The organism is Sphingomonas jatrophae (genome assembly GCF_900113315.1).
Lineage (GTDB): Bacteria > Pseudomonadota > Alphaproteobacteria > Sphingomonadales > Sphingomonadaceae > Sphingomonas_P > Sphingomonas_P jatrophae.
In genome coordinates this window covers 179556-199968 of sequence record NZ_FOZG01000003.1, presented here as the reverse complement: position 1 = coordinate 199968, position 20413 = coordinate 179556, and the positions used below count along the sequence as shown (strand labels likewise).

Here is a 20413-nt window from a genome sequence, read left to right as displayed (position 1 = left end):
TTGAGGCCCCATGCAGAAATCCGCCACCGAGGTGATGCAGGAGATCGTCTCCTCCGCCGTGCTCGACGCGCTCGCCGCGTTCAAGGACGGCGCGAAGGGGCTGCCCAACGCATTGCTGCGCGATCTGAACGCCATCCACCTCAACACCACCTTCGCGGATCTGCCCGATCCCGTGCAGGCGGCGATCACCGCCAGCGTGCGTGCTGCCTTCACCCGGCTGCAGAAGGAAGGCTATGCCGTGGCGCCCGCGGATGCGGCACGCCCGGCGCCGCGCCCGTCGGGGCCGCCGCCCGGCAGCGATCCGCGGCGCCGCCCGTCCGGCCCGCGCCCCGGGCCTCGCACGGGGCCGCGCCCGCCGCGCGCGCGCTGACGCGTCAGTCCGCCTTGCGGCGGCTGTAGGTGATGCGGATCTGCACCCACGCGCCGACCAGCGTGCGCCCGCCCACGCGTGGCGGCCGCACGAGGAACTGCCACGCCGCCAGCCGCACCGAGCGCGCATAGCCCGATCCCGCCGGCGATTCGGCGACCTCGGCGCAATCCTCCACCCGGTTGCGCGCCACCGTCCGGCAGGCCACCACGCCATAGCCGCCGCCGGGCGCGTCGCGCGGCAGATAGGTGGCCAGCTCCGCATCGGTAGGCTCACGCACCCAGTCCGCGCGGTAGAGCCGCTCGCCATTCGGGCCGACGCCGATGCTGCCGTCGCTGCCTTTGCCCATCGAGGCCGCGCCCGCGCCTGCATCCGCACTCTCCGTGCCTTCGGCCGCTCCCCGCTTCGGCATGCGGCCGATATCCGCCGAGGCGAATTCGTCGGGGGTCAGCAGGATCATCGGCAGCGGGCGGTCCGGCTCGGCCGGGACGGGGGGCGGCGGCACCGGCTGCGGCGCGGCGGGGGTGCGGGCACGTTCAGGGGCGGCCTTGGCGGCGCGCGTCTCGCTCGCGGGACTCTCGCTCGGGCTCGGGCTCTCCGCCGCGTCCGGCGACAGCGTGATCACGGTCGGCCCGCGCCCCGCCGGCGGCGGTCCCGGCAGCACCGGCACCAGCCCGAGCAGCAGCGCCAGCAGCAGCAGGTTCGCCGCCAGCGCGAGGGCAAGCCCCGCCGCCCGCCGCCGAAACGGCACGTGCAGCGGATCGGAAGGGAGAGGCGCCGACGCCATGCCCGGCAGCGCCTAGACCGGATCGCGCCCGCGCGAAACGGGCCATTGCGCGCCGTGGCGAGATGGCTCGCTCACGCCTCGGGATAGGCGATCGCCAGCACTTCCCACTCCTTGTCGCCGCCCGGCAGGTGAACGCGTCGGACATCGCCCACCGCCGCCCCCTTCAGCGCGCGCGCCATCGGCGCATGCCAGCTGATCCGCCCGGCCGTCGCGTCCGCCTCGTCCACGCCGACGAGCGTGACGACGCGCTCGGCATCCTCCTCGTCGACGATGGTGACCGTCGCGCCGAAGCGGACGCGCGCGCGATCCTCGGTGCGCGCCGGATCGATCACCTTGGCCGCCTTCATCCGGCGCGAGAGGTGGCCGAGCTCCCGGTCGATCTCGCGCAGCCGCTTGCGGCCATAGATATAGTCGCCATTCTCCGAGCGGTCGCCATTCCCCGCCGCCCAGCTGATCACCTCGACCAGCTTCGGCCGTTCCTGCCCGAACAAGGTGTCGTAGCGGGTGCGCAGCGCCGCATAGCCCGCGGGCGTGATGTAATTGGGCTCGCGCTCCATGGCCGTGCTCGCCGCCGCGCCTCAGCCCGCCGTGCGCTTGCCGAGATAGGCGGACAGGCGGTTCTGCGCCGGCATCCGCGCCCTGGCCGGATTGAGCGCATCATAGACGACGGCATTCTCCAGCACCCGCTGCACATAGCCGCGCGTCTCGGTCAGCGGGATCGCCTCAATCCATTGCAGCACGTCGACGCCCGGCATCCGCGGATCGCCATTGGCGTTGATGAACTTGCGGACGTTGCCCGGCCCCGCATTGTACGCCGCCACCGCCAGCACGTGGCTGCCGCCATAGGAATCCAGCAGCCGCTTGTAGAAGGAACTGCCCAGCAGCAGGTTATATTGCGGGTCGCGCGTCAGCCGGTCGTAATCATAAGGCAGGCCGATCTTGCCCGCCTGCTCGCGCGCGGTGGCGGGCATCAGCTGCATCAGGCCTTTCGCGCCCACCCGGCTGGTCGCCTCGCGGTCGAACATGCTCTCCTGCCGGCTGATCGCGTGGACCATCGTCCACAGCGGCTCGGCGGGGCCCGGCACGGCGATCTGCGGGAAGCCGAAGCGCACCGGGTCGGCGGTGCCGAGGCGGGCGTTCCGCGCCACCATCACGCCCAGATCGGGACGGCCGATGCTGCGCGACAGGTCGACGGCGAGCAGATGGTCGGTCTGCGTCTTGGCATTGGCCGCGATCTGGCGGAGGAAGGTCGTCTGGTCGGCCCAGCGCCCCTGCGATCCCAGCCAGCGCGCCGCGCGCACCAGGTCGGAGCGGTCGAACGCCGCGCGTGCGGTCGGGTCGGGCGTGGTCGCCGGCGGGGCGGGGGGCATGCCCGGCGCGCGGCCCAGCCGCTCCGCCGCCAGCTGGCCGTAGAAAGTATCGCCATGCCCCGCCGCCTCGGTGAACAGCGCCTGCGCCGCCGCCGCGTCACCCGCCTGCGCCAGCGATCGCGCCGCCCAGTAGAGGCCCTTGGTCTGCGTCGATGGCGTCAGCGCCGCGCGCGCATAACGCTGGAACATCGCCGCCGCATCGCGCGGGCGGTTGAGCTTGCGCAGCGCCACGTCGCCGCCCAGCCAGACGAGGCTGGTATAGGGATCGCGCTCTGCCAGAGGCCGCTCGCGCACCGCAGTGCCCGGCGCGAAGGCGAAATCCGCCTTCTGTGCGATGCCATAGGCAAGGCTGCCCTGATTGTCGTTCGCCGCCCCCTGCGCGAAGATCAGCAGCGCATCCAGATAGGGCTCCGCCGCGATGGGCGCGCCCGAAAGCTGCATCGGCCCGGCCAGCCAGTTGCGCGCGGCGACGCTCTGCCCGCCGTCGCGCAGCCACATGGCGCGATCGACGACAAAGCCCGCATCGCTGGCAAGCGCCGGCTGCAGCGCGCCCGCGCCCGGCGCCTTGGACAGCATCGCCAGCCGCGCGGCATAGAGCGCACGCCGCGGGGAGGCGACCCGCGCCAGCTGCCGCTCGGCCGAGGCGGTGGCGCGCGCCCACAGCAGCACCTCCATCCGCCGATCCTGATCCTCGGGCGTGAAGACGGGATTGAAGAAGGCGAACAGGCGCGCCTCGTCGTCGCTCGACGCCGGGCCCGCCACCCACGCCGCCCGCGCCGCCGCATTCGCCTCCGCCGTGCGGCCAAGCCCGCGCAGCGCCTCTGCCTGCCGCGTGCGGCCGGCGACGGTCGTCGGCTCGAACCGGGTGAAATAGGCCGCCACCGTCGCCGCATCGATCTGGTCCGGCTTCAGCTGCCGCTCGGCCGCGCGGCGCATCGCCGCCTCACCCGGCCAGCCGGTATGCGCCATCAGGAAACGGGCATAATCGGCAAAGGGCAGATTGTCCGACTGGCGCAGCCGGTTCCACTCGTTCACCGCCGGGCCGATCGCCGCGTCCGGGCCGGGCGATGCATAGGTCGCCATCGGCACGGCCGCCGGTGCCGCCGGCTGCCCCTCGCTCTGCCAGGTGGCGGCCACCGCAACCGCACCACAGGCGAGCAGCGCGCCTGCCACCAGCGGCCAGCGCGTGCTGGACAGGAGGCGGGGCACCCTCCTATCTGGCGTCGGGTTCGGGATGGGCCGGTCGGCAAGCTCGGTCATGGCTTCATTATGGCGATCAGCGGCCTGCGGCGGAAGGGTTAGTGGCATGTTCTCGGGATCGATTCCCGCTCTGGTGACCCCGTTTCGCGACGGCACGTTCGACGAGGCGGCCTTCCGCTGGCTGGTGGACTGGCAGATCGAGGAGGGATCCTCCGCGCTGGTGCCCTGCGGCACGACGGGGGAGGCCGCGACGATGACGATCGCGGAGCACGATCATGTCGTGCGCGTCTGCATCGATCAGGCGAAAGGCCGCGTGCCCGTCATCGCCGGCTGCGGCTCGAACGACACCAAGGTCGCGATCGAGCATATGAAGTCCGCGCAGGCGGCCGGCGCCGATGCGGGCCTGCTGGTGCCCCCTTATTACAACCGGCCCAGCCAGTCGGGCGTGATCGCGCATTTCGAGGCGATCGCCGCCGCCTGCGATCTGCCGATCGTCCTCTACAACGTGCCCGCGCGCACCGTCACCGACATCGCGGTCGAGACGATGGGCCGGCTGGCGCAGCTGCCGACCGTGGTCGGCGTCAAGGATGCGACCGGCGCGCTCGGCCGCGTCGCCACGCAGCGCATCGCCTGCGGGGCGGATTTCTGCCAGCTGTCCGGCAATGACGATACCGCGCTCGGCTTCTACGCCATGGGCGGCAAGGGCTGCATCTCGGTCACCGCCAATGTCGCGCCGCGTGCCTGCGCCGATTTCCAGCGGGCGATGGCCGAGGGGCGCTGGGCGGATGCGCTCGCCTGGCAGGACCGGCTGGTGCCGCTGCACAATGCGCTGTTCGCCGACGCATCGCCCGGCCCGATCAAATATGCGCTGAACAAGGTGCGGCCCGATTTCCCCGCCGAACTCCGCCTGCCGATGACCCCCGCCTCCGCCGCCGCCCGCGCGCTGGTGGACGAGGGCCTGAGGATCGCCGGGTTAGTTTGATGGCTGAGCTTTGGACCGATGCTGAGTTGCAGGCCTGCGTGGAAGCCTATGCTAAGCTACTGCGCGAGCAGCCGAATGCCGCATCGGTGCCGAAGAAGGACATGCTGGACCGCCTGCAAACTGGTCCGCTTAAGTCTCGTACGAAGGGCTCGATCGAGTACAGGATGGCCAACATCTCGGCTGTTATGGAAGAGCACGGGCGCGAATGGTTACGTGGCTATGTTCCAGCTCGGAATGTGGGGCCGACGAACTCGTCCAAGATCGCAAAGATGCTGAAGGCCGAAGGTCTGATCTGATTTGGTGATCCCGCCGCCCCGCGCACCAGCCTTCCCCTTCGCCGCATCCCCCCCTATGTCGCCCGCATGGCCCGTCCCAAGCCCCAGGCATTCGAGAAGAAGAAGGTGGTCGCCGAGAACCGGCGCGCGCGCTTCGAATATTTCCTCGAGGAGTTTTTCGAGGCGGGGATCGCGCTCTCCGGCACCGAGGTGAAGTCGCTCCGCTTCGGCGAGGGGACGATCGCCGAGAGCTATGCCGAGGTGCGCGGCAACGAGGCGTGGCTGGTCAATGCCAACATCCCCGAATTCAGCCACGGCAACCGCTTCAACCATGAGCCGAAACGGCCGCGCAAGCTCCTGCTCCACGTGCGCGAGATCGAGAAACTGCGCGACGGCATCGGGCGCGAGGGGATGACGATGATCCCGCTGTCGATCTACTTTAACGATCGCGGCCGGGCGAAGGTGGAACTGGCGCTCGCCAAGGGCAAGAAGCTCCACGACAAGCGCGAGACGATCAAGGCGCGCGATTGGAAGCGCGACCAGCAGCGCTTGCTGCGGGATCGCGGCTGAGGCCCATGTTCGCGCGTATCGCCGATTGGTCGCGTCGCAACATGCCGACGCGCGAGACGTTCGAGCGGATACGCTTCCTGCGGCCCGTCGCGCATCGCATCCTGCTGCCCGAATTGTGGCGGTTCAATCGCCGCTCGGTGCCGCGCGGCGTGGCGTTGGGCATGCTCGTCGGCGTGCTGATCCCGGTCGCGCAGACGGTGTTCGCCGCTTTGTTCGCGCTGCCCGCGCGCGCCAACGTGCCCGTCGCCGCGCTCACCACCTTCATCACCAACCCGTTCACCACGCCGCCCATCTGGATCGCCGCCTACTGGATCGGCTCGCGCGTGTGGGTGGCGGACGTGGTCGCGCAGCCGCCGTCGGACCAGCGGATCGAGACGAGCTTCAACGACTGGCTGCACTGGCTCCTGTCCGATGCCGCGCCGGCGACGGCGATCGGCCTCGTCGTCATCGCGGTGATCGGGGCCGCGCTCGGCTATCTGCTGGCGGCCTTCTTCTGGCGGTTCTGGATCGGCCATAAATGGCGCGCCCGCGGCCGCAACCGCTCGATCCGCGGTCACTGACCGGCGCCCGCCGACTGGTTGCACCTGTTACCACCTGCGCGTAAGTGCTTCGGCGATCATCCTTTCTCCGGAGCCTCCATGCGCCTCCATCTGCTTCTCTCTGCCACCGCGCTCGCCGCCACCGTCGCCATCGCGCAGCCGTCCGCCGGCCCGCAGATCGGCACGTTCGGCTTCGACGAGAAGGGCATGGATCGCTCCGCCCAGCCGGGTGACGATTTCGATCGCTACGCCAACGGCGCCTGGCATGATCGCACGCAGATCCCGGCGGACCGCGCCACCTACGGCATGTTCCATGTCCTGCAGGACCTGTCCGAGACGCGCACGCGGACGATCCTCGAGGCGGAGCAGGGCAAGACCGGCTCGCAGATCGGCGATCTCTACGCCAGCTTCATGGACGAGGCGGCGGCCGAGGCGAAGGGCGCGACACCGCTGAAGCCGACGCTCGGCGAGATTGCGGCGGCGAAGGATCGCACCGCGCTGGCGCAGGTGTGGGGCCGGCTGCTGCGCGTCGGCGTGGTGACGCCGTTCGCCGCCGGCGTCCGCGTCGATGACAAGGATCCGGCCAATTACGTCATCGGGATGCGCCAGGGCGGCCTGGGGCTCCCCGACCGCGATTATTACCTGAAGGACGATGCCAAGCTGGCGGCGATCCGCACCGCCTATGCGGCGCACCTCGCTCGCCTGCTGACGCTCGCGGGTGAGACGGACGCGCAGGCGCGCGCCGCGCGCGTCGTCGCATTCGAGACCGGCCTCGCCACCGCGCAGTGGAGCCGCGTCGAGAGCCGCGACCGCGACAAGGCCTATAACAAGCTGACCGCCGCCCAGCTCGCCCAGACCGCGCCCGGCTTCGATTTCGCCGCCTATCTCGCCGCCGCCGGCATGCCCGCGCAGCCCGCTTACCTTGTGTCGCAGCCGACGGCTTTCACCGGCATGGCCAGGCTCTATGCCGCGACGCCGCTGCCCGTCCTCAAGGACTATGCCGCGCTGCGCACGATCGAGAGCTATGCGCCCTATCTGTCCAAGGCGTTCGTGGACGAGAATTTCGCCTTCACCGGCACCACGCTGAACGGCACGCCGGAGAATCGCGCGCGCTGGAAGCGGGCGGTGAGCCTGGAGGGCAATCTGCTGGGCGAAGCGGTCGGCGAGAAATATGTCGCCGCCTATTTCCCGCCGGAGAGCAAGGCGGCGGCCGACGGGCTGGTGAAGAACGTCATCGCCGCGATGGATGCGCGGCTCGGCACGCTGCCGTGGATGGCGCCCGAGACGCGGGCGAAGGCGCGTGCGAAGCTTGCCGCCTTCACGCCGAAGATCGGCTATCCCGACAAGTGGCGCGATTATGCTGGCTATGTGGTCAAGCGCGACGACCTCGTCGGCAATGTCATGCGCGGCCGCGCGTTCGACTTCCAGCGCGATCTCGACAAGCTCGGCAAGCCGATGGACCGGTCGGAATGGGGCATGACCCCGATGACGATCAACGCTTATGCCAATCCGGTGTGGAACGAGATCGTCTTCCCCGCCGCCATCCTCCAGCCGCCCTTCTTCGATGCCAGGGCCGATCCGGCGGTGAATTATGGCGGCATCGGCGCGGTGATCGGGCATGAGATCAGCCACCATTTCGACGATCAGGGGCGCAAATATGACGCCACCGGCACGCTGACCGACTGGTGGACTCCCGCCGACGTGTCTCGCTTCAAGGCACTGACCGACCGCTTCGTGGCGCAGGTCAACGCCTATGAGCCGATCCCCGGCCAGCATGTGCAGGGCGCGCTGACGCTGGGCGAGAATATCGGCGATCTCGCCGGCCTCACCATCGCCTACGACGCCTACCAGCGCTCGCTCGGCGGCAAGCCCGCGCCGGTGATCGGCGGGCTGACCGGCGACCAGCGTTTCTACCTCGGCTGGGCGCAGGTCTGGCGCACCAAATATCGCGAGCCGGCGCTCCGCCAGCAGCTGCTGTCCGATCCGCACTCGCCCGGCTCGGTCCGCGTCAGCGTCGTCCGCAATCTCGATCCCTGGTATGCCGCGTTCAAGCCGAAGCCCGGCAAACTGATGCTGAAGCCCGAGGAGCGCGTGCGGATCTGGTGACGATGTTCGGAGGGCGGGGACATCTCCCTCCCTCGTCATGCTGAACGCGTTTCAGCATCCACCGGGCGGCCAGGCCAGCGGCCGCCGGACGTGCGGCGACGTGGATGCCGAAACAAGTCCGGCAGGGCGGAAGGACGATCGTGCAGGCGGCCCCGGCACGCCCGCGCTTGACGCACCCCGCGCCCGGTCCCCACACAGCGGCATGACGCTCACCCCGGCCTCGCCGCGCCTCCTGCTCGCCATCGTCGCCTTGGTCGGCGCGATCACCGCGGTGCTGCTGTGGCAGGCGGTGGGCGATGCGCGCTTCGCGGCCGGGTTCGTCGCGACCATGCTGGCGGTGGCGGCGGTCGGCCTCGTCTTCCGGCGCGAGCGCACCGCCGAAGTCGCGCCGCCCGCGACCGACTGGACCCTGCTCGGCCAGGCGCTCGCCGCCTTGCCCGAGCCGGTCGCGGTGGCAGACCGCGAGGGCCGGCTGGTCTGCGTCAATCCCGCTTATGGCGAGGCCTTTCCCGGCCTCCCCGCGCCGCAGGCGGCGCTGCCCGGCACGGCCGCTGGCGATGCGGCGAAGGCGGCGTGGCGCGACGGGGTCGGCGTGGCGGAGGCGGGCGGCCGCACGATCACGGTGACGCGGGCCGGGGCGGCGGAGGACCACCTCGTCTGGCGCTTCGCTCCCGCACCCGCCGAGGCCCGCGCCCGCCGCGTCGCGCAGGCGCTGGCGGGGGAGCCCGGCCGCCGCCTTGGCCTCGCCGGCGTCATGGCCGCGCTGGTCGGCGAGACCGGCCGCCTGCTCGCCGCCAACCCGGTCTTCCTTGCCCGCGCATTGGGCGATGCCGACGCCCAGCCGGCGGGCCGCGACTTCACCGATCTGCTCGCCGCCGGTGACGACGACCGCATCCGCATCGCCGCCGAACTCACGCCCGGCGCCCCCGGTGACGGCCCGGACCCCCTCCGCCTCATCCAGCTGCCGCTCGGCGAAGCGGATGCGGAGGGCGCGACCCTCGTCATGATGCTGGACGAGGATGGCCGCGTCGCCACCCGCCCCGACGCGCGCAGCATGGCGACGGTGCACGTCCACGCGCTGCTCGGCATGCTGCCGCTCGGCCTCGCACTGGCGGAGCGCGACGGCCGGCTGCTGTTCATGAACGAGGCGTTCGAGCGCGCCGCCGGAATCGAGCCGGGCCGCCCCATCGTCTACCCCTCCGACCTGTTCGTCCGCGAGGACAAGGGCGCGGTGGCGGACACGATGCGCCGCGTCACCAACGGCCGCGCGCCTTCCTCCGATCTGTCCGTCCGGCTGGCGGCGCGCGCGGACGAGCCCGTCTCGCTCACCATCGCGCAGGCCAAGGGGCTGGGCGAGGCGTCCGTCCTCCTCAGCCTCAAGGACAATAGCGAGGAATCGAAGCTCAAGCACCAGATCGCGCAGGCGACCAAGATGCAGGCGGTCGGCCAGCTTGCCGGCGGTGTCGCCCACGATTTCAACAACATCCTGACCGCGATCATCGGTCACTGCGATCTGATGCTGATGCGCCACGCGCCCGGCGACAGCGATTATGACGACATTCAGCAGATCAAGCACAACAGCAACCGCGCCGCCGGCCTGACCCGCCAGCTGCTCGCCTTCTCACGCCAGCAGACGCTCAGGCCCCAGGTGCTGCAACTGCCCGACGTGATCGCGGAGGTGGGCAATCTGCTCAAGCGGCTGCTGGGCGAGACGGTGCGGCTGGAGGTGAAGCACGGCCGCAATCTCGGCCCCGTCCGCGCCGATCCGGGTCAGCTCGAGCAGGTGATCGTCAACCTCGCGGTCAATGCGCGCGATGCCATGCTGGAGAAGGGCGGCGGCACGCTCACCATCCGCACCTACGGCGTCGGGGCGGAGGAGGTGCGCGAACTCCGCTCCGAGGTGCTGCCCGTCGGCGACTATACCGCACTGTCTGTCGCCGACACCGGCACCGGCATCGCGCCCGAGAACCTCGCCAAGATCTTCGAGCCCTTCTTCACCACCAAGGAACTGGGCAAGGGCACCGGCCTCGGCCTCTCCACCGTCTACGGCATCGTCAAGCAGTCGGGCGGCTTCATCTTCGCCGACAGCAAGGTGGGGCAGGGGACCAGCTTCGTCATCTACCTGCCCGTCCACCGCGCCGAGCCCGCGCGGGAGGAAGCGCCCCCGCCCAAGCGGCCGCGCCAGGATGCTTTGTGGGGCACGGGCACGATCCTGCTCGTCGAGGACGAGGACATGGTCCGCGCGGTGGCCGAGCGCGCACTGACGCGGCAGGGCTACCGCATCGTCGCCGCGGCCAATGGCGAGGCGGCGCTGGAGGCACTGGCGCTGCTGGCGGACGCGGGCGAGACGGTCGACCTGATCGTCTCGGACGTCGTCATGCCGGTGATGGATGGCCCCACCATGGCGACGCGCGCGCGTGAGACGCACCCCGACGTGCCCGTCCTGTTCATGTCGGGCTATGCCGAGGAGCAGCTCCGCCGCTCGATCGACATCGCCCGCGTCCACTTCCTGCCCAAGCCCTTCTCGGTGCAGCAGCTGGCGGAGGCGGCCCGCGACGCCATGGCGCTGAAGGCGTGATCGGCGCGGGAACGCCCCGCCACGTCCGCGGTTGAGCGCGACGGACGAGGGGAGGGGAGCGACACATGCCGGGCACGCCCACACGGTTGGACGAGATCGAGCATCTCGGCTCCCCGCCCCACGCGCCGCGCACCATCCGCTTCTCGGCCGAGAATGTGCGCCTGTTCCAGCATCTCCGCATGATGAGCTTTCCGGGCGGCCATGCGAAGGAGCGCGGCGGCACCATCGTCGCGGACAAGGAAGGGCGGCTGAGCGTCCAGAATGTCGGCGGCCTCGGCAGCACGGCCGGCAGCTTCTTCCCCAATCTCAAGGTGCGTGATCCGGCCAAATTCAAGGCGATCGGCACCTTCCACACGCATCCCTATGATCGCAGCGAAGGCTCGATGAACGGCGTGTCGTTCAGCGGCGGGGACATCGGCCACCTGCTCAACAATCTGCTCACCATCTCGGTGGTCCAGTCCGGGCCGCGCCTGTTCGTGTTCCTGCGGACCGCGCTCTCCCCGACGCCGATCGATTATGCCGCGGTCAACCAGGTGCAGAACGAGGCGATCGCCGCCCGCCACGCCGGCGGGCGCACCTTCCAGCAGGCCAGCCGCATTGAAGCGCAGCTGATCGCGCCCATGTATAGCCTGGCTTATTATCAGGGCTCGAATGGAGTGGTGACGCGTGTCTCTCCGGTTTGATCGTACCGCATTCGCGCTGGCCCTCCTGCCCCTCATCGCGGCCGCACCGGCCAAGGGGCCGGACCGCTGCGTCGCGGTCCGCGGCAAGGCGATAATGGCGCGCGCCGCCGCCGACAGCGCGGGTGCGCGGGGCGATCGCAAGGTCGAGAATGCCCGGCTCGACGAGGCGCTGGGCGCGCTCGGCAGCAGCTATGCCACCCCCGCCATGATCGACGATACGGGCATGCGCCTGATCCTGGCGCGGCAGGCCGCGGGCAAGGGCCGGCTGGCGCAGGCGGCGACGCTCAAGCGCCGCGTGCTGGACGAGCGGCTGCAGCTCTGCACGATCGGCTGAGCGCGGCCGCGGGTTGATGGCTTGCCGTGCTGGGACAACCAGGAGCTCGCGGTGCCGCGCGTGGCTTGGCGTCTCGCAAAAACCGCACTATTCCCCGCGGCATGACTGAACCACTCTCCGTGCTCATCGTCGAGGATGAGCCGCTGATCGCCATGATGCTCGAGGATTTCGTCGACTGCCTGGGCTATGGCGTGGCCGGCAGCGTCGACAGCGTGGGCGATGCGCTGGCCCGGGTCGAGGCGGGTGGGTTCGACGCGGCCATCCTCGACGTGCATCTGCGCGGCAACGAGGCGTCTTGGGCGGTCGCCGATGCGCTGGCCGATCGCGGCATCCCCTATGTCATGGCCACCGGCGGCCATGTCGAGCCGCCGCCCGCGCGCCACGCCGCCGCGCCGCAATTGCCCAAGCCCTTCACCATGGACGGCGTGAAGGCCGCCATCGAAGGCATGACCCGCTGAATCGTCTGTTCCCCACTTGTTCTCGGGGAACGAAGGGGATACATGAGGCTCTCGGGCGCGGCACGCGCCTTGCGGGAGTGGCATCATGGCGGCACAGTTGAAGCTGATCGGGACCGACAAGGAAAAGGCCGACATGGACAGGCAGAAGGCGCTGGACGCCGCCCTCGCGCAGATCGACCGCGCCTTCGGCAAGGGCTCGGCAATGAAGCTGGGCAGCCGCGAGAAGATCGAGATCGAGGCGATCAGCACCGGCTCGCTCGGGCTCGACATCGCGCTCGGCATCGGCGGCCTGCCGCGCGGCCGCATCATCGAGATTTACGGGCCGGAAAGCTCGGGCAAGACCACGCTCGCGCTCCATGCGATCGCCGAGGCGCAGAAGGCGGGCGGCACCGCCGCCTTCGTCGATGCCGAACATGCGCTCGATCCGGTCTATGCCAAGAAGCTCGGCGTCAACATCGACGAGCTGATCGTGTCGCAGCCCGACACGGGTGAGCAGGCGCTGGAGATCACCGACACGCTCGTCCGCTCCAATGCGATCGACGTGCTGGTGATCGATTCGGTCGCCGCGCTGGTGCCCCGCGCCGAAATCGAGGGCGAGATGGGCGACAGCCATGTCGGCCTTCAGGCCCGGTTGATGAGCCAGGCGCTTCGCAAGATCACCGGCTCGATCAGCCGGTCGCGCACGCTGGTCATCTTCATCAACCAGATCCGCATGAAGATCGGCGTGATGTACGGCAATCCGGAGACGACGACGGGCGGCAACGCGCTGAAATTCTACGCCTCCGTCCGCCTCGACATCCGCCGCACCGGGCAGATCAAGGATCGCGACGATATCGTCGGCAATGCGACGCGCGTTAAGGTGGTGAAGAACAAGGTCGCGCCGCCGTTCAAGCAGGTCGAGTTCGACATCATGTATGGCGAAGGTGTCAGCAAGGTCGGCGAGATCCTCGATCTCGGCGTCAAGGCGGGCCTGGTCGAGAAGTCCGGCGCGTGGTTCTCCTACGATTCGATCCGCATCGGTCAGGGCCGCGAGAATGCCAAGACCTACCTGAAGGAGCATCCCGAGCTGATGGACCGCCTCGAACAGGCGATCCGCGGCAAGACCACCGAGGTCGCCGATGCCATGATGGTCGGCCCATCGGCGGATGACGACGCCTGAGGCGTGAAATCTGCGTCGTTGGCGTGACCTTCGTGACTTTCGGGTAATCTGATACCCTCTCCCGCGGCGCGGGGGAGGGGGCCACATCCCGGGTTGCGGCGGACCGACCATCGGCTCACACGTGCGGCATGATCCGCGTCCACCATCTAGAAACGTCGCGCTCGCTGCGCATCCTGTGGCTGCTCGAAGAGCTCGGCCTGCCCTACGAAGTGCGCCGCTACGCGCGGAACCCGAAGACCATGTTCGCGCCGGCCGAGCTCCGCGCCATCCACCCGCTCGGCAAGGCGCCGTTGATCGAGCATGACGGCCGCGTCATCGCCGAATCGGGTGCGATCACCGAATATCTCATCGAGCTGGCGGACGGCCGCCTCGGCGCGCCTGCCAACCGCGATGCGGCGCTCCGCTACCGCCACTTCCTCCATTATGCCGAAGGCTCGATGATGCCGCCGCTGCTCACCCTGCTGGTATTGCAGCGCATGGGGCTGCTCGGCCGGCCGGCGCTCGGCACCGTCAAGGGCATGATCGACACCCACCTCGACTGGCTCGAGACCGAGCTCGCCGCGCGCCCCTGGTTCGCCGGCGACGATTTCACCGCCGCCGACACGATGATGAGCTTCCCGATCGAGGCCTGCCGCGCCCGCGCCGGCCTCGACGGGCGCCGCCCCCACCTGATCGACTGGCTGGAACGCTGCCACGCCCGCCCGGCCTATGCTCGCGCGGTCGAGGCCGGGAAGGCAGCCTGACTCCCGAGCACCTCTGCCTGCGCGCTGACGGTGCCATCCTCCACCGCGCCGCCGCCGGTGCCGAGGTGCTGGCCATGCTGGAGCGACTGGCCAGCGATCTGCCGACGATCCGTGGCGGTACCCGGATGACCGCGCTCCCAGCACCCGTCCTCGATCTTCTCACCGGCCACCTTGCGGCGTACCTGCCCGGCCGACCGCGACCCGTCAGGGCGGTGCTGTTCGACAAGAGCGCCGATGCCAACTGGTCGCTAGCCTGGCATCAGGATCGCGTCATCACCGTCCGCAGGCGGCAGTCCGCGCCCGGGTTTGCGCGCTGGACGGTCAAGGCAGGCTTGCTCCACGTCGAGCCACCGTTCGAGCTGCTGGCCCGGATGATCACCGGCAGGCTCCACCTTGATCCGGTCGATGCCGACAACGCCCCGCTGAAGGTGGCGCTTGGCTCGCACCGGCTCGGCAAGGTCGCCGATACGCAAGCCGCGACAAAGGCCGCAGCGCTGCCGAGCCTCGCCTGCCATGCGCAACCGGGGGACCTCTGGCTCTATGCCACGCCGATCCTGCACGCCTCCGATGCAGCACGTCGCCCCGCCCGCCGCCGCGTCCTGCAGCTCGACTTCTCGGCCGATCGGCTGCCGCATGGCCTGGAGTGGGCGGGCGTGGCCCCGCTTGAGACTCCGCCGCCCCTCCATTAAGTCGGGATCATGACCTCCACCAACGACATCCGCCGGTCCTTCCTCGATCATTTCGGGAAGGAGGGGCATCGGATCGTGCCGTCGGCGCCGCTCGTGCCGCATAACGATCCGACGCTGATGTTCGTCAATGCGGGCATGGTGCCGTTCAAGAACGTGTTCACCGGCCTCGAGACGCGGCCTTATTCCACGGCCACGTCCAGCCAGAAGTGCGTGCGCGCCGGCGGCAAGCACAACGATCTCGACAATGTCGGCTACACCGCCCGGCATCACACCTTCTTCGAGATGCTCGGCAACTTCTCGTTTGGCGACTATTTCAAGGAACGCGCGATCTCTCTCGCGTGGGATCTGATCACGCGCGAATGGGGCATCAGCCGTGATCGGCTGACCGTCACCGTCTACCATACCGACGATGAGGCGTTCGATCTCTGGCGCAAGATCGCCGGCCTGCCCGAACAGCGCATCATCCGCATCGCCACCGCCGACAATTTCTGGTCGATGGGCGATACGGGTCCGTGCGGTCCGTGCAGCGAGATCTTCTACGATCACGGCGATCACATCCCCGGCGGCCCTCCCGGCAGCCCGGACGAGGATGGCGACCGCTTCGTCGAGATCTGGAACCTCGTCTTCATGCAATATGAGCAGGTCGACAAGGAGACGCGCCTGGCGCTGCCGCGACCGTCGATCGACACGGGCATGGGGCTGGAGCGCGTCGCGGCCGTCCTCCAGGGCGTTCACGACAATTATGACACGGATACATTCAAGGCGCTGATCGCTGCCTCCACCGAGCTGACGCGCACCAAGGCGGAGGGAGACAGCAAGGCGTCGCACCGCGTCATCGCCGATCACCTGCGCGCCTCGGGCTTCCTCGTCGCGGACGGTGTGCTGCCGGCGAACGAGGGCCGCGGCTACGTGCTGCGCCGGATCATGCGCCGCGCGATGCGCCACGCCCATCTGCTGGGTTCGGCCGAGCCGCTGATGCATCGCCTCGTCCCCGCGCTGGTTGCGGAGATGGGCGCCGCTTACCCGGAACTCGTCCGCGCGCAGCCGCTGATCGAGGAGACGCTGAAGCTGGAGGAGACGCGGTTCCGCCAGACGCTCGACAAGGGCCTCCGCCTGCTCGACGAGGCGACCGCGGGCTTCCAGGCCGGTGCGACGCTGCCGGGCGACGTCGCCTTCCGCCTCTACGACACCTATGGCTTCCCTTACGATCTGACGGAGGATGCGCTGCGTGCGCAGGGTCTCGGCGTGGATCGTGCCGGCTTCGACGCCGCGATGGCCGAGCAGCGCGCCGCCGCCCGCGCCGCATGGAAGGGATCGGGCGAGAAGGCGTCGGACGAGGTGTGGTTCGACATCGCCGAGGCGCATGGCTCGACCGAGTTCACCGGCTATTCCGGCCATGACGGCGAGGGGCAGGTGATCGCGCTGGTCAAGGACGGCCGCGGCGTCGAGGTGGCGCAGGCTGGCGACGAGGTGGCGATCGTCACCAACCAGACGCCTTTCTACGGGGAGAGCGGCGGTCAGGCGGGCGATAGCGGCACCATCACGGGCGCGAACGGCGTACGGGCGGACGTGCTCGATACGGTGAAGCCGCTTGGCAAGCTCCACGTCCACAAGGCGAAGCTGGTCGAAGGCACGCTCCGCGTCGGCGATGCGGTTCAGCTGTCGGTCGATGCCGGTCGGCGCGATCGGCTGCGCGCCAATCACTCGGCCACGCACCTGCTGCACGCGGCGCTGCGGCATCGCCTGGGCGGTCACGTCACGCAGAAGGGCAGCCTGGTCGCAGAGGATCGGCTGCGCTTCGATTTCGCGCATCCGAAGCCGATGACGCCCGAGGACATCGCCGCGGTGGAAGCCGAGGTGAACCGCCACATCCGCGAGAATGATGCGGTGATGACGCGGCTGATGACGCCCGATGAGGCGATCGCAGCGGGTGCGATGGCGCTGTTCGGCGAGAAATATGGCGATGAGGTGCGCGTTCTCTCGATGGGCCGCGCCAATGACGACGATCCCAAGAGCTGGTCGGTGGAGCTGTGCGGCGGCACGCACGTCAACGCACTCGGCGACATTGCGCTGTTCAAGATCGTCTCGGAGAGCGCCGTGGCCAGCGGCGTGCGGCGGATTGAGGCGCTGACGGGCGAGGCGGCACGGCTCTGGCTGACCGGCCGCGAGGAGCGGCTGCGCGAGGCGGCTGCCAGCCTCAAGACCGCGCCGGAGGACGTGCCGGCGCGCGTGCTGAGCCTCGTCGAGGAGCGGCGGCGGCTGGAGCGTGAACTGGCGGAGGCCAAGCGGGCGCTGGCGCTCGCCGGCCCGGCGCAGCGGGACGAGGCCGGGCCGGAGCAGGTGGCGGGCATCGGCTTTGTCGGTCAGGTGATCGAAGGGCTGGAGCCGAAGTCGTTGCGCGGCCTGGTCGATGAGGCAAAGTCGCGGCTCGGCTCCGGCATTGCGGTGCTGGTGGCAGTCGCAGACGGCCGGGCGACGGTGGCGGTCGGCGTGACGGCCGATCTGACGGCACGCTTCAGCGCGGTCAATCTGGTGCGCGTCGCCGTCGCTGCGGTCGGCGGTGCGGGCGGCGGCGGCCGGCCGGATATGGCGCAGGGCGGCGGCCCGGACGGAACGAAGGCGAACGATGCTGTTGCGGCGGTCCGGGCAACGCTTGCGGAAAGCGTCGCTGCGGCGTGACATACTAAGTTACAAAGGCAGCATACGCGGCGTTAACCACCTGCGATTAGGTCCGATCCCGATTGAACTCCGGGACAAGGCCGCCATCATGCAGACTTTCCGCAAGCTGATCCGTGATACGCGCGGTGCGACGGCGATCGAATATGGCCTGATCGCCGCGTTGATCGCGGTGGCGGCGATCACCGCCATGTCGACGCTCGGCAAGAAGCTGACCAACACCTTCACGAACGTCAGCAACAACATCAAGGTCAGCTGAGTGGGCAGGGCGGCCTACTCGGTTGCTTCTCCCAGCCGCCGCCGGTTGAGCCGCGGCTCGCGCGTCGTCTCCGCCATCTCCATGATCTTTGCGCGCAGGCTGGCGCGCTTCTCATGGATGGACGCGATGACCGGGCCCATGGCGAGACCGAGATCGACGAGCACCGCTTCCGACAGCTGAAGCGAGGATTCGATCGTCTCGGGCACCGCATCGGTGGCGCCCGCCCGGTAAAGCTCGGCCGCGTGATTGGGATCGCGGGCGCGCGCGACGATCGTCAGGTCCGGCCATTGCGCGCGGGCCCGGCGGACGATCTGCACGATCTGCACCGGATCATCCATCGTCAGCACCAGTGCGGCGGCGCGATCCAGCCCGAGGCGGTCGAGCATGCCCGGCCGCGCGACGTCGCCATATTCGGCGACATAGCCGCGCTCGCGCGCATGCATCACCGCATCGATATTGGCGTCGATGGCGAGGTAGGGGCGATCGTGCGTCGCCAGCATCTGTGCCACCAGCCGGCCGACGCGCCCACAGCCGACCAGCACGGTGCGCCGCTCGTCCAGCTTCGGCTCGGGCAGCGGCGCGTCACGCGGCCGGTCGACGCGCCGCGCCGCATCGGTGCCGACGCGCGCCAGAAGCGGGGTCAGGGTAAGGCCAAGCGCAGTGACGATCTGCCAGAAAGCGGCGGTGGACGGCTGGATGAGCCCGGCGCCCGCCGCTGTCGACAGCACGATCAACGTCGTCTCCGAAGGGGACGCCATCAAGATGCCGACCTGTGCCGCGATGCCCCGTGCCGTGCCGAACAGGCGCAGCGCTCCGGCCGTCACCAGCGCTTTGGCCGTCAGCACCGCCACCACCGCGCTGACCAGCGACACCCAGTTGGCGGCGATCACCGCGAGATCGAGGCTCATGCCGACGGTGATGAGGAAGACGCCGAGCGCCAGCCCGCGGAACGGCGCGGTCATCGCCTCCACTTCGCCGTGATAGGGGGTCTCCGCGATCAGCAGACCGGCGATCAGCGCGCCGACGATCGGAGACAGGCCCGCGGCGGTTGTGGCGAGGCTGGCGAGGATAACGACCAGCAGCGCCGCTGCTAGGAACAGTTCGGGGCTCTTGGTCCGCGCCGCCTGCGCGAAGAGCGGCGGCAGCACGAAGGGGCCGATCAGCAACATGGCGATCACGGTGCCACCGCCCAGCAGCAGCGTGCGGAGCAAACCATCCATGCCCGACTGCGCGGCGTGTGGCGCCATCGCACCCAGCGCGAAGATGATCGGCACAAGCGCCAGATCCTCGAACAGCAGCATGGCGAAGGCGCTCCGCCCGACCGGTCCTTCGGTGCCTGCCATCGGCAGGACGAGCGCTGTGGAGGAGAGCGCGAGCGCAAGGCCCATTGCCATCGCTCCGCTCCACGCCTGCCCCATCGCCGCCAGTCCCGTGCCAAGCAGCAAGGCGGAGCCGATCAGCTGCGCCGCGCCCAGGCCGAAAACCAGCCGCCGCATGGACCAGAGGCGTTTGAACGACAGCTCCAGACCGATGGAAAAGAGCAGCAGGATGATGCCGAATTCGGCAAACGGCTCGATCGCGTGCCGATCGGTGATCGTGACGTGGTAGAGCCATGGATGGTCAGGCACCATCCGCCCCAGCCCCGAGGGACCCGCAGCGAGCCCGACGAGGATGAACCCGATCACCGGGTTGACTCGAAAGCGCGCGAACAATGGAATGACGATGCCCGCCGCGCCGAGGATCACGAGGGCATCGGAGAAGCCGGCGGAACTGAGGGGTGAAATCGCCATTACCCGCGTTCTTGCCGGGTCAAGGCCGCTATGTCACGCCCGGACGGCGTTGACCTTGCTGAACCGCTAGAACGATGCCCGCAGGCGCAGATTACACGCGCGCGTCAGGACGCAGGCGGGGCCGCCTGCGTCCTGACAGACCAGATCAACACGCCTGGCCGGCCCGCCATACAGGCGGGCCGCTGACGCATCTTACTTCAGATGCTGGGCGAGGAACTTGTTCATCTCGAACATGGTCGCCTTCTTCTTGCCGAAGATCTTCTCCAGCTTGTCGTCGGCGAGGATCTCGCGCTTGTCCTTCGGATTCTGAAGGTCGTTCTTGCGGATATAATCCCAGATCGCGCTCACCACCTCGCTGCGGGGACGGTCGCCCTCGCCGATGATCGCGGCCAGATCCGCCGAGGGCGTCACCGGCTTGTGGATGCCGCTCGCGGCCGGCGCCTTGTCCTTCGACGCGGGCTTGGCCTTGGGCGCCTTCGTTGCTTCCTTGGCTTTGGGTTCCTTGGCCATCTTCGTCTCCCCTGTTGAGCGGGTTAGCTTAGTCGCAAGCGCGGGAGGGCGGAAGCGCGATTTGGTTCGCTTCCGGCACGGTCCTTACGCCTTCTTCAGTGCTTCGGGCTTGTGCGCCGCCTTGGCGCCCTTGTCCGTCTTCACCAGCACCTTCGGATCGTCCTTCGACGCCCGGATCTGCTGGCCCTTGATCTTGATGTCGGAGGTAAGCTTCTTCTCGACCGTTCCGTGTGCGGTGCCGCCGTGCGAGTTCCACGTCACCTTGTCGCCGCTCTTCACGTCCGCCATCCGAGGCCTCCTCTTCCAGAGGGGGGCAATTCCGCAGGCGGCGGATGGTT

At 69.3% G+C, this 20413-nt stretch carries 21 protein-coding genes; 15 read left to right on the top strand and 6 right to left on the bottom strand.

The window, feature by feature from the left end:
• The first annotated feature begins 10 nt into the window (after nucleotides 1–10).
• Entirely contained in the window at nucleotides 11–370 is a 360-nt protein-coding gene (locus tag BM360_RS16600; protein WP_093316255.1) for a hypothetical protein, read from the top strand.
• A gap of 4 nt (nucleotides 371–374) precedes the next feature.
• Here BM360_RS16600 and BM360_RS16595 read toward each other — a convergent pair whose 3' ends face one another.
• From BM360_RS16595 to BM360_RS16585, 3 genes are all read right to left on the bottom strand, one after another.
• Nucleotides 375–1154: a hypothetical protein gene (locus tag BM360_RS16595; protein WP_093316253.1), complete on the bottom strand. Its 780-nt coding sequence runs from the start codon at nucleotides 1152–1154 to the stop codon at nucleotides 375–377.
• 71 nt (nucleotides 1155–1225) lie between these two features.
• Nucleotides 1226–1711: a transcription elongation factor GreB gene (greB, locus tag BM360_RS16590; protein ID WP_093316252.1), complete on the bottom strand. Its 486-nt coding sequence runs from the start codon at nucleotides 1709–1711 to the stop codon at nucleotides 1226–1228.
• Between the two features lie 21 nt (nucleotides 1712–1732).
• Entirely contained in the window at nucleotides 1733–3784 is a 2052-nt protein-coding gene (locus BM360_RS16585) for a lytic transglycosylase domain-containing protein (RefSeq protein ID WP_093316250.1), read from the bottom strand.
• Nucleotides 3785–3830: 46 nt separating this feature from the next.
• Here BM360_RS16585 and dapA point away from each other — a divergent pair, with 46 nt between their 5' ends.
• The 14 genes from dapA (at nucleotide 3831) to BM360_RS16515 (ending at nucleotide 17775) form a co-directional block, all read left to right on the top strand.
• Entirely contained in the window at nucleotides 3831–4706 is an 876-nt protein-coding gene (gene dapA / locus BM360_RS16580; protein WP_093316248.1) for a 4-hydroxy-tetrahydrodipicolinate synthase, read from the top strand.
• Nucleotides 4706–5002 (top strand): hypothetical protein, encoded by a 297-nt coding sequence (locus tag BM360_RS16575; RefSeq protein ID WP_093316246.1) that lies wholly within the window; start codon nucleotides 4706–4708, stop codon nucleotides 5000–5002. The genes dapA and BM360_RS16575 overlap by 1 nt, the downstream gene beginning before the upstream one ends.
• Before the next feature lie 66 nt (nucleotides 5003–5068).
• Nucleotides 5069–5551 (top strand): SsrA-binding protein SmpB, encoded by a 483-nt coding sequence (smpB, locus tag BM360_RS16570; protein ID WP_093316244.1) that lies wholly within the window; start codon nucleotides 5069–5071, stop codon nucleotides 5549–5551.
• 5 nt (nucleotides 5552–5556) lie between these two features.
• Nucleotides 5557–6111, top strand: coding sequence for a DUF2062 domain-containing protein (locus BM360_RS16565; RefSeq protein WP_093316243.1), 555 nt, complete (start codon nucleotides 5557–5559; stop codon nucleotides 6109–6111).
• A gap of 78 nt (nucleotides 6112–6189) precedes the next feature.
• Nucleotides 6190–8196 (top strand): M13 family metallopeptidase, encoded by a 2007-nt coding sequence (locus BM360_RS16560; RefSeq protein ID WP_093316242.1) that lies wholly within the window; start codon nucleotides 6190–6192, stop codon nucleotides 8194–8196.
• 202 nt (nucleotides 8197–8398) lie between these two features.
• Nucleotides 8399–10774, top strand: coding sequence for a hybrid sensor histidine kinase/response regulator (locus BM360_RS16555; protein ID WP_093316241.1), 2376 nt, complete (start codon nucleotides 8399–8401; stop codon nucleotides 10772–10774).
• A gap of 65 nt (nucleotides 10775–10839) precedes the next feature.
• Entirely contained in the window at nucleotides 10840–11457 is a 618-nt protein-coding gene (locus BM360_RS16550; protein WP_093316240.1) for a hypothetical protein, read from the top strand.
• Nucleotides 11441–11791 carry a hypothetical protein gene (locus BM360_RS16545; RefSeq protein ID WP_093316239.1) on the top strand — a complete coding sequence of 117 codons (351 nt, stop codon included), beginning with the start codon at nucleotides 11441–11443 and terminating at the stop codon, nucleotides 11789–11791. Before BM360_RS16550 ends, BM360_RS16545 begins: the two co-directional genes overlap by 17 nt.
• A 101-nt stretch (nucleotides 11792–11892) precedes the next feature.
• Complete coding sequence (locus BM360_RS16540; RefSeq protein ID WP_093316237.1) at nucleotides 11893–12249, top strand: response regulator; 357 nt, start codon at nucleotides 11893–11895, stop codon at nucleotides 12247–12249.
• 85 nt (nucleotides 12250–12334) lie between these two features.
• The gene (gene recA, locus BM360_RS16535) at nucleotides 12335–13408 is read left to right on the top strand and encodes a recombinase RecA (RefSeq protein WP_093316236.1); all 1074 of its coding nucleotides are present in this window, start codon (nucleotides 12335–12337) and stop codon (nucleotides 13406–13408) included.
• A gap of 128 nt (nucleotides 13409–13536) precedes the next feature.
• A complete protein-coding gene (locus BM360_RS16530; protein WP_093316235.1) occupies nucleotides 13537–14151 on the top strand; it encodes a glutathione S-transferase family protein in 615 nt (204 codons plus the stop codon).
• Between the two features lie 74 nt (nucleotides 14152–14225).
• On the top strand, nucleotides 14226–14840 hold the full coding sequence (locus BM360_RS16525; protein ID WP_131819284.1) for a phytanoyl-CoA dioxygenase family protein: 615 nt from the start codon (nucleotides 14226–14228) through the stop codon (nucleotides 14838–14840).
• Between the two features lie 9 nt (nucleotides 14841–14849).
• The gene (gene alaS, locus BM360_RS16520; RefSeq protein WP_093316233.1) at nucleotides 14850–17519 is read left to right on the top strand and encodes an alanine--tRNA ligase; all 2670 of its coding nucleotides are present in this window, start codon (nucleotides 14850–14852) and stop codon (nucleotides 17517–17519) included.
• An 88-nt stretch (nucleotides 17520–17607) separates the two neighbouring features.
• Entirely contained in the window at nucleotides 17608–17775 is a 168-nt protein-coding gene (locus BM360_RS16515; RefSeq protein ID WP_093316232.1) for a Flp family type IVb pilin, read from the top strand.
• Between the two features lie 14 nt (nucleotides 17776–17789).
• On the opposite strand, the gene BM360_RS16510 is transcribed toward BM360_RS16515, so the two are convergent.
• From BM360_RS16510 to BM360_RS16500, 3 genes are all read right to left on the bottom strand, one after another.
• Nucleotides 17790–19565 (bottom strand): cation:proton antiporter domain-containing protein, encoded by a 1776-nt coding sequence (locus BM360_RS16510; RefSeq protein WP_093316230.1) that lies wholly within the window; start codon nucleotides 19563–19565, stop codon nucleotides 17790–17792.
• Between the two features lie 192 nt (nucleotides 19566–19757).
• A complete protein-coding gene (locus tag BM360_RS16505; RefSeq protein ID WP_093316229.1) occupies nucleotides 19758–20075 on the bottom strand; it encodes an SWIB/MDM2 domain-containing protein in 318 nt (105 codons plus the stop codon).
• An 84-nt stretch (nucleotides 20076–20159) separates the two neighbouring features.
• Entirely contained in the window at nucleotides 20160–20363 is a 204-nt protein-coding gene (locus tag BM360_RS16500; protein WP_093316228.1) for a hypervirulence associated TUDOR domain-containing protein, read from the bottom strand.
• Between the last annotated feature and the right edge of the window lie 50 nt (nucleotides 20364–20413).

Coding starts and splice junctions, on each gene's coding strand:
- BM360_RS16510 (WP_093316230.1), bottom strand. CDS start 19,565: ATGGCGATTTCACCCCTCAGTTCCGCCGGCTTCTCCGATGCCCTCGTG.
- BM360_RS16565 (WP_093316243.1), top strand. CDS start 5,557: ATGTTCGCGCGTATCGCCGATTGGTCGCGTCGCAACATGCCGACGCGC.
- BM360_RS16600 (WP_093316255.1), top strand. CDS start 11: ATGCAGAAATCCGCCACCGAGGTGATGCAGGAGATCGTCTCCTCCGCC.
- alaS (WP_093316233.1), top strand. CDS start 14,850: ATGACCTCCACCAACGACATCCGCCGGTCCTTCCTCGATCATTTCGGG.
- BM360_RS16515 (WP_093316232.1), top strand. CDS start 17,608: ATGCAGACTTTCCGCAAGCTGATCCGTGATACGCGCGGTGCGACGGCG.
- BM360_RS16550 (WP_093316240.1), top strand. CDS start 10,840: ATGCCGGGCACGCCCACACGGTTGGACGAGATCGAGCATCTCGGCTCC.
- recA (WP_093316236.1), top strand. CDS start 12,335: ATGGCGGCACAGTTGAAGCTGATCGGGACCGACAAGGAAAAGGCCGAC.
- BM360_RS16585 (WP_093316250.1), bottom strand. CDS start 3,784: ATGACCGAGCTTGCCGACCGGCCCATCCCGAACCCGACGCCAGATAGG.
- dapA (WP_093316248.1), top strand. CDS start 3,831: ATGTTCTCGGGATCGATTCCCGCTCTGGTGACCCCGTTTCGCGACGGC.
- BM360_RS16540 (WP_093316237.1), top strand. CDS start 11,893: ATGACTGAACCACTCTCCGTGCTCATCGTCGAGGATGAGCCGCTGATC.
- smpB (WP_093316244.1), top strand. CDS start 5,069: ATGGCCCGTCCCAAGCCCCAGGCATTCGAGAAGAAGAAGGTGGTCGCC.
- BM360_RS16505 (WP_093316229.1), bottom strand. CDS start 20,075: ATGGCCAAGGAACCCAAAGCCAAGGAAGCAACGAAGGCGCCCAAGGCC.
- BM360_RS16575 (WP_093316246.1), top strand. CDS start 4,706: ATGGCTGAGCTTTGGACCGATGCTGAGTTGCAGGCCTGCGTGGAAGCC.
- BM360_RS16555 (WP_093316241.1), top strand. CDS start 8,399: ATGACGCTCACCCCGGCCTCGCCGCGCCTCCTGCTCGCCATCGTCGCC.
- BM360_RS16595 (WP_093316253.1), bottom strand. CDS start 1,154: ATGGCGTCGGCGCCTCTCCCTTCCGATCCGCTGCACGTGCCGTTTCGG.
- BM360_RS16500 (WP_093316228.1), bottom strand. CDS start 20,363: ATGGCGGACGTGAAGAGCGGCGACAAGGTGACGTGGAACTCGCACGGC.
- BM360_RS16525 (WP_131819284.1), top strand. CDS start 14,226: ATGCTGGAGCGACTGGCCAGCGATCTGCCGACGATCCGTGGCGGTACC.
- BM360_RS16560 (WP_093316242.1), top strand. CDS start 6,190: ATGCGCCTCCATCTGCTTCTCTCTGCCACCGCGCTCGCCGCCACCGTC.
- greB (WP_093316252.1), bottom strand. CDS start 1,711: ATGGAGCGCGAGCCCAATTACATCACGCCCGCGGGCTATGCGGCGCTG.
- BM360_RS16530 (WP_093316235.1), top strand. CDS start 13,537: ATGATCCGCGTCCACCATCTAGAAACGTCGCGCTCGCTGCGCATCCTG.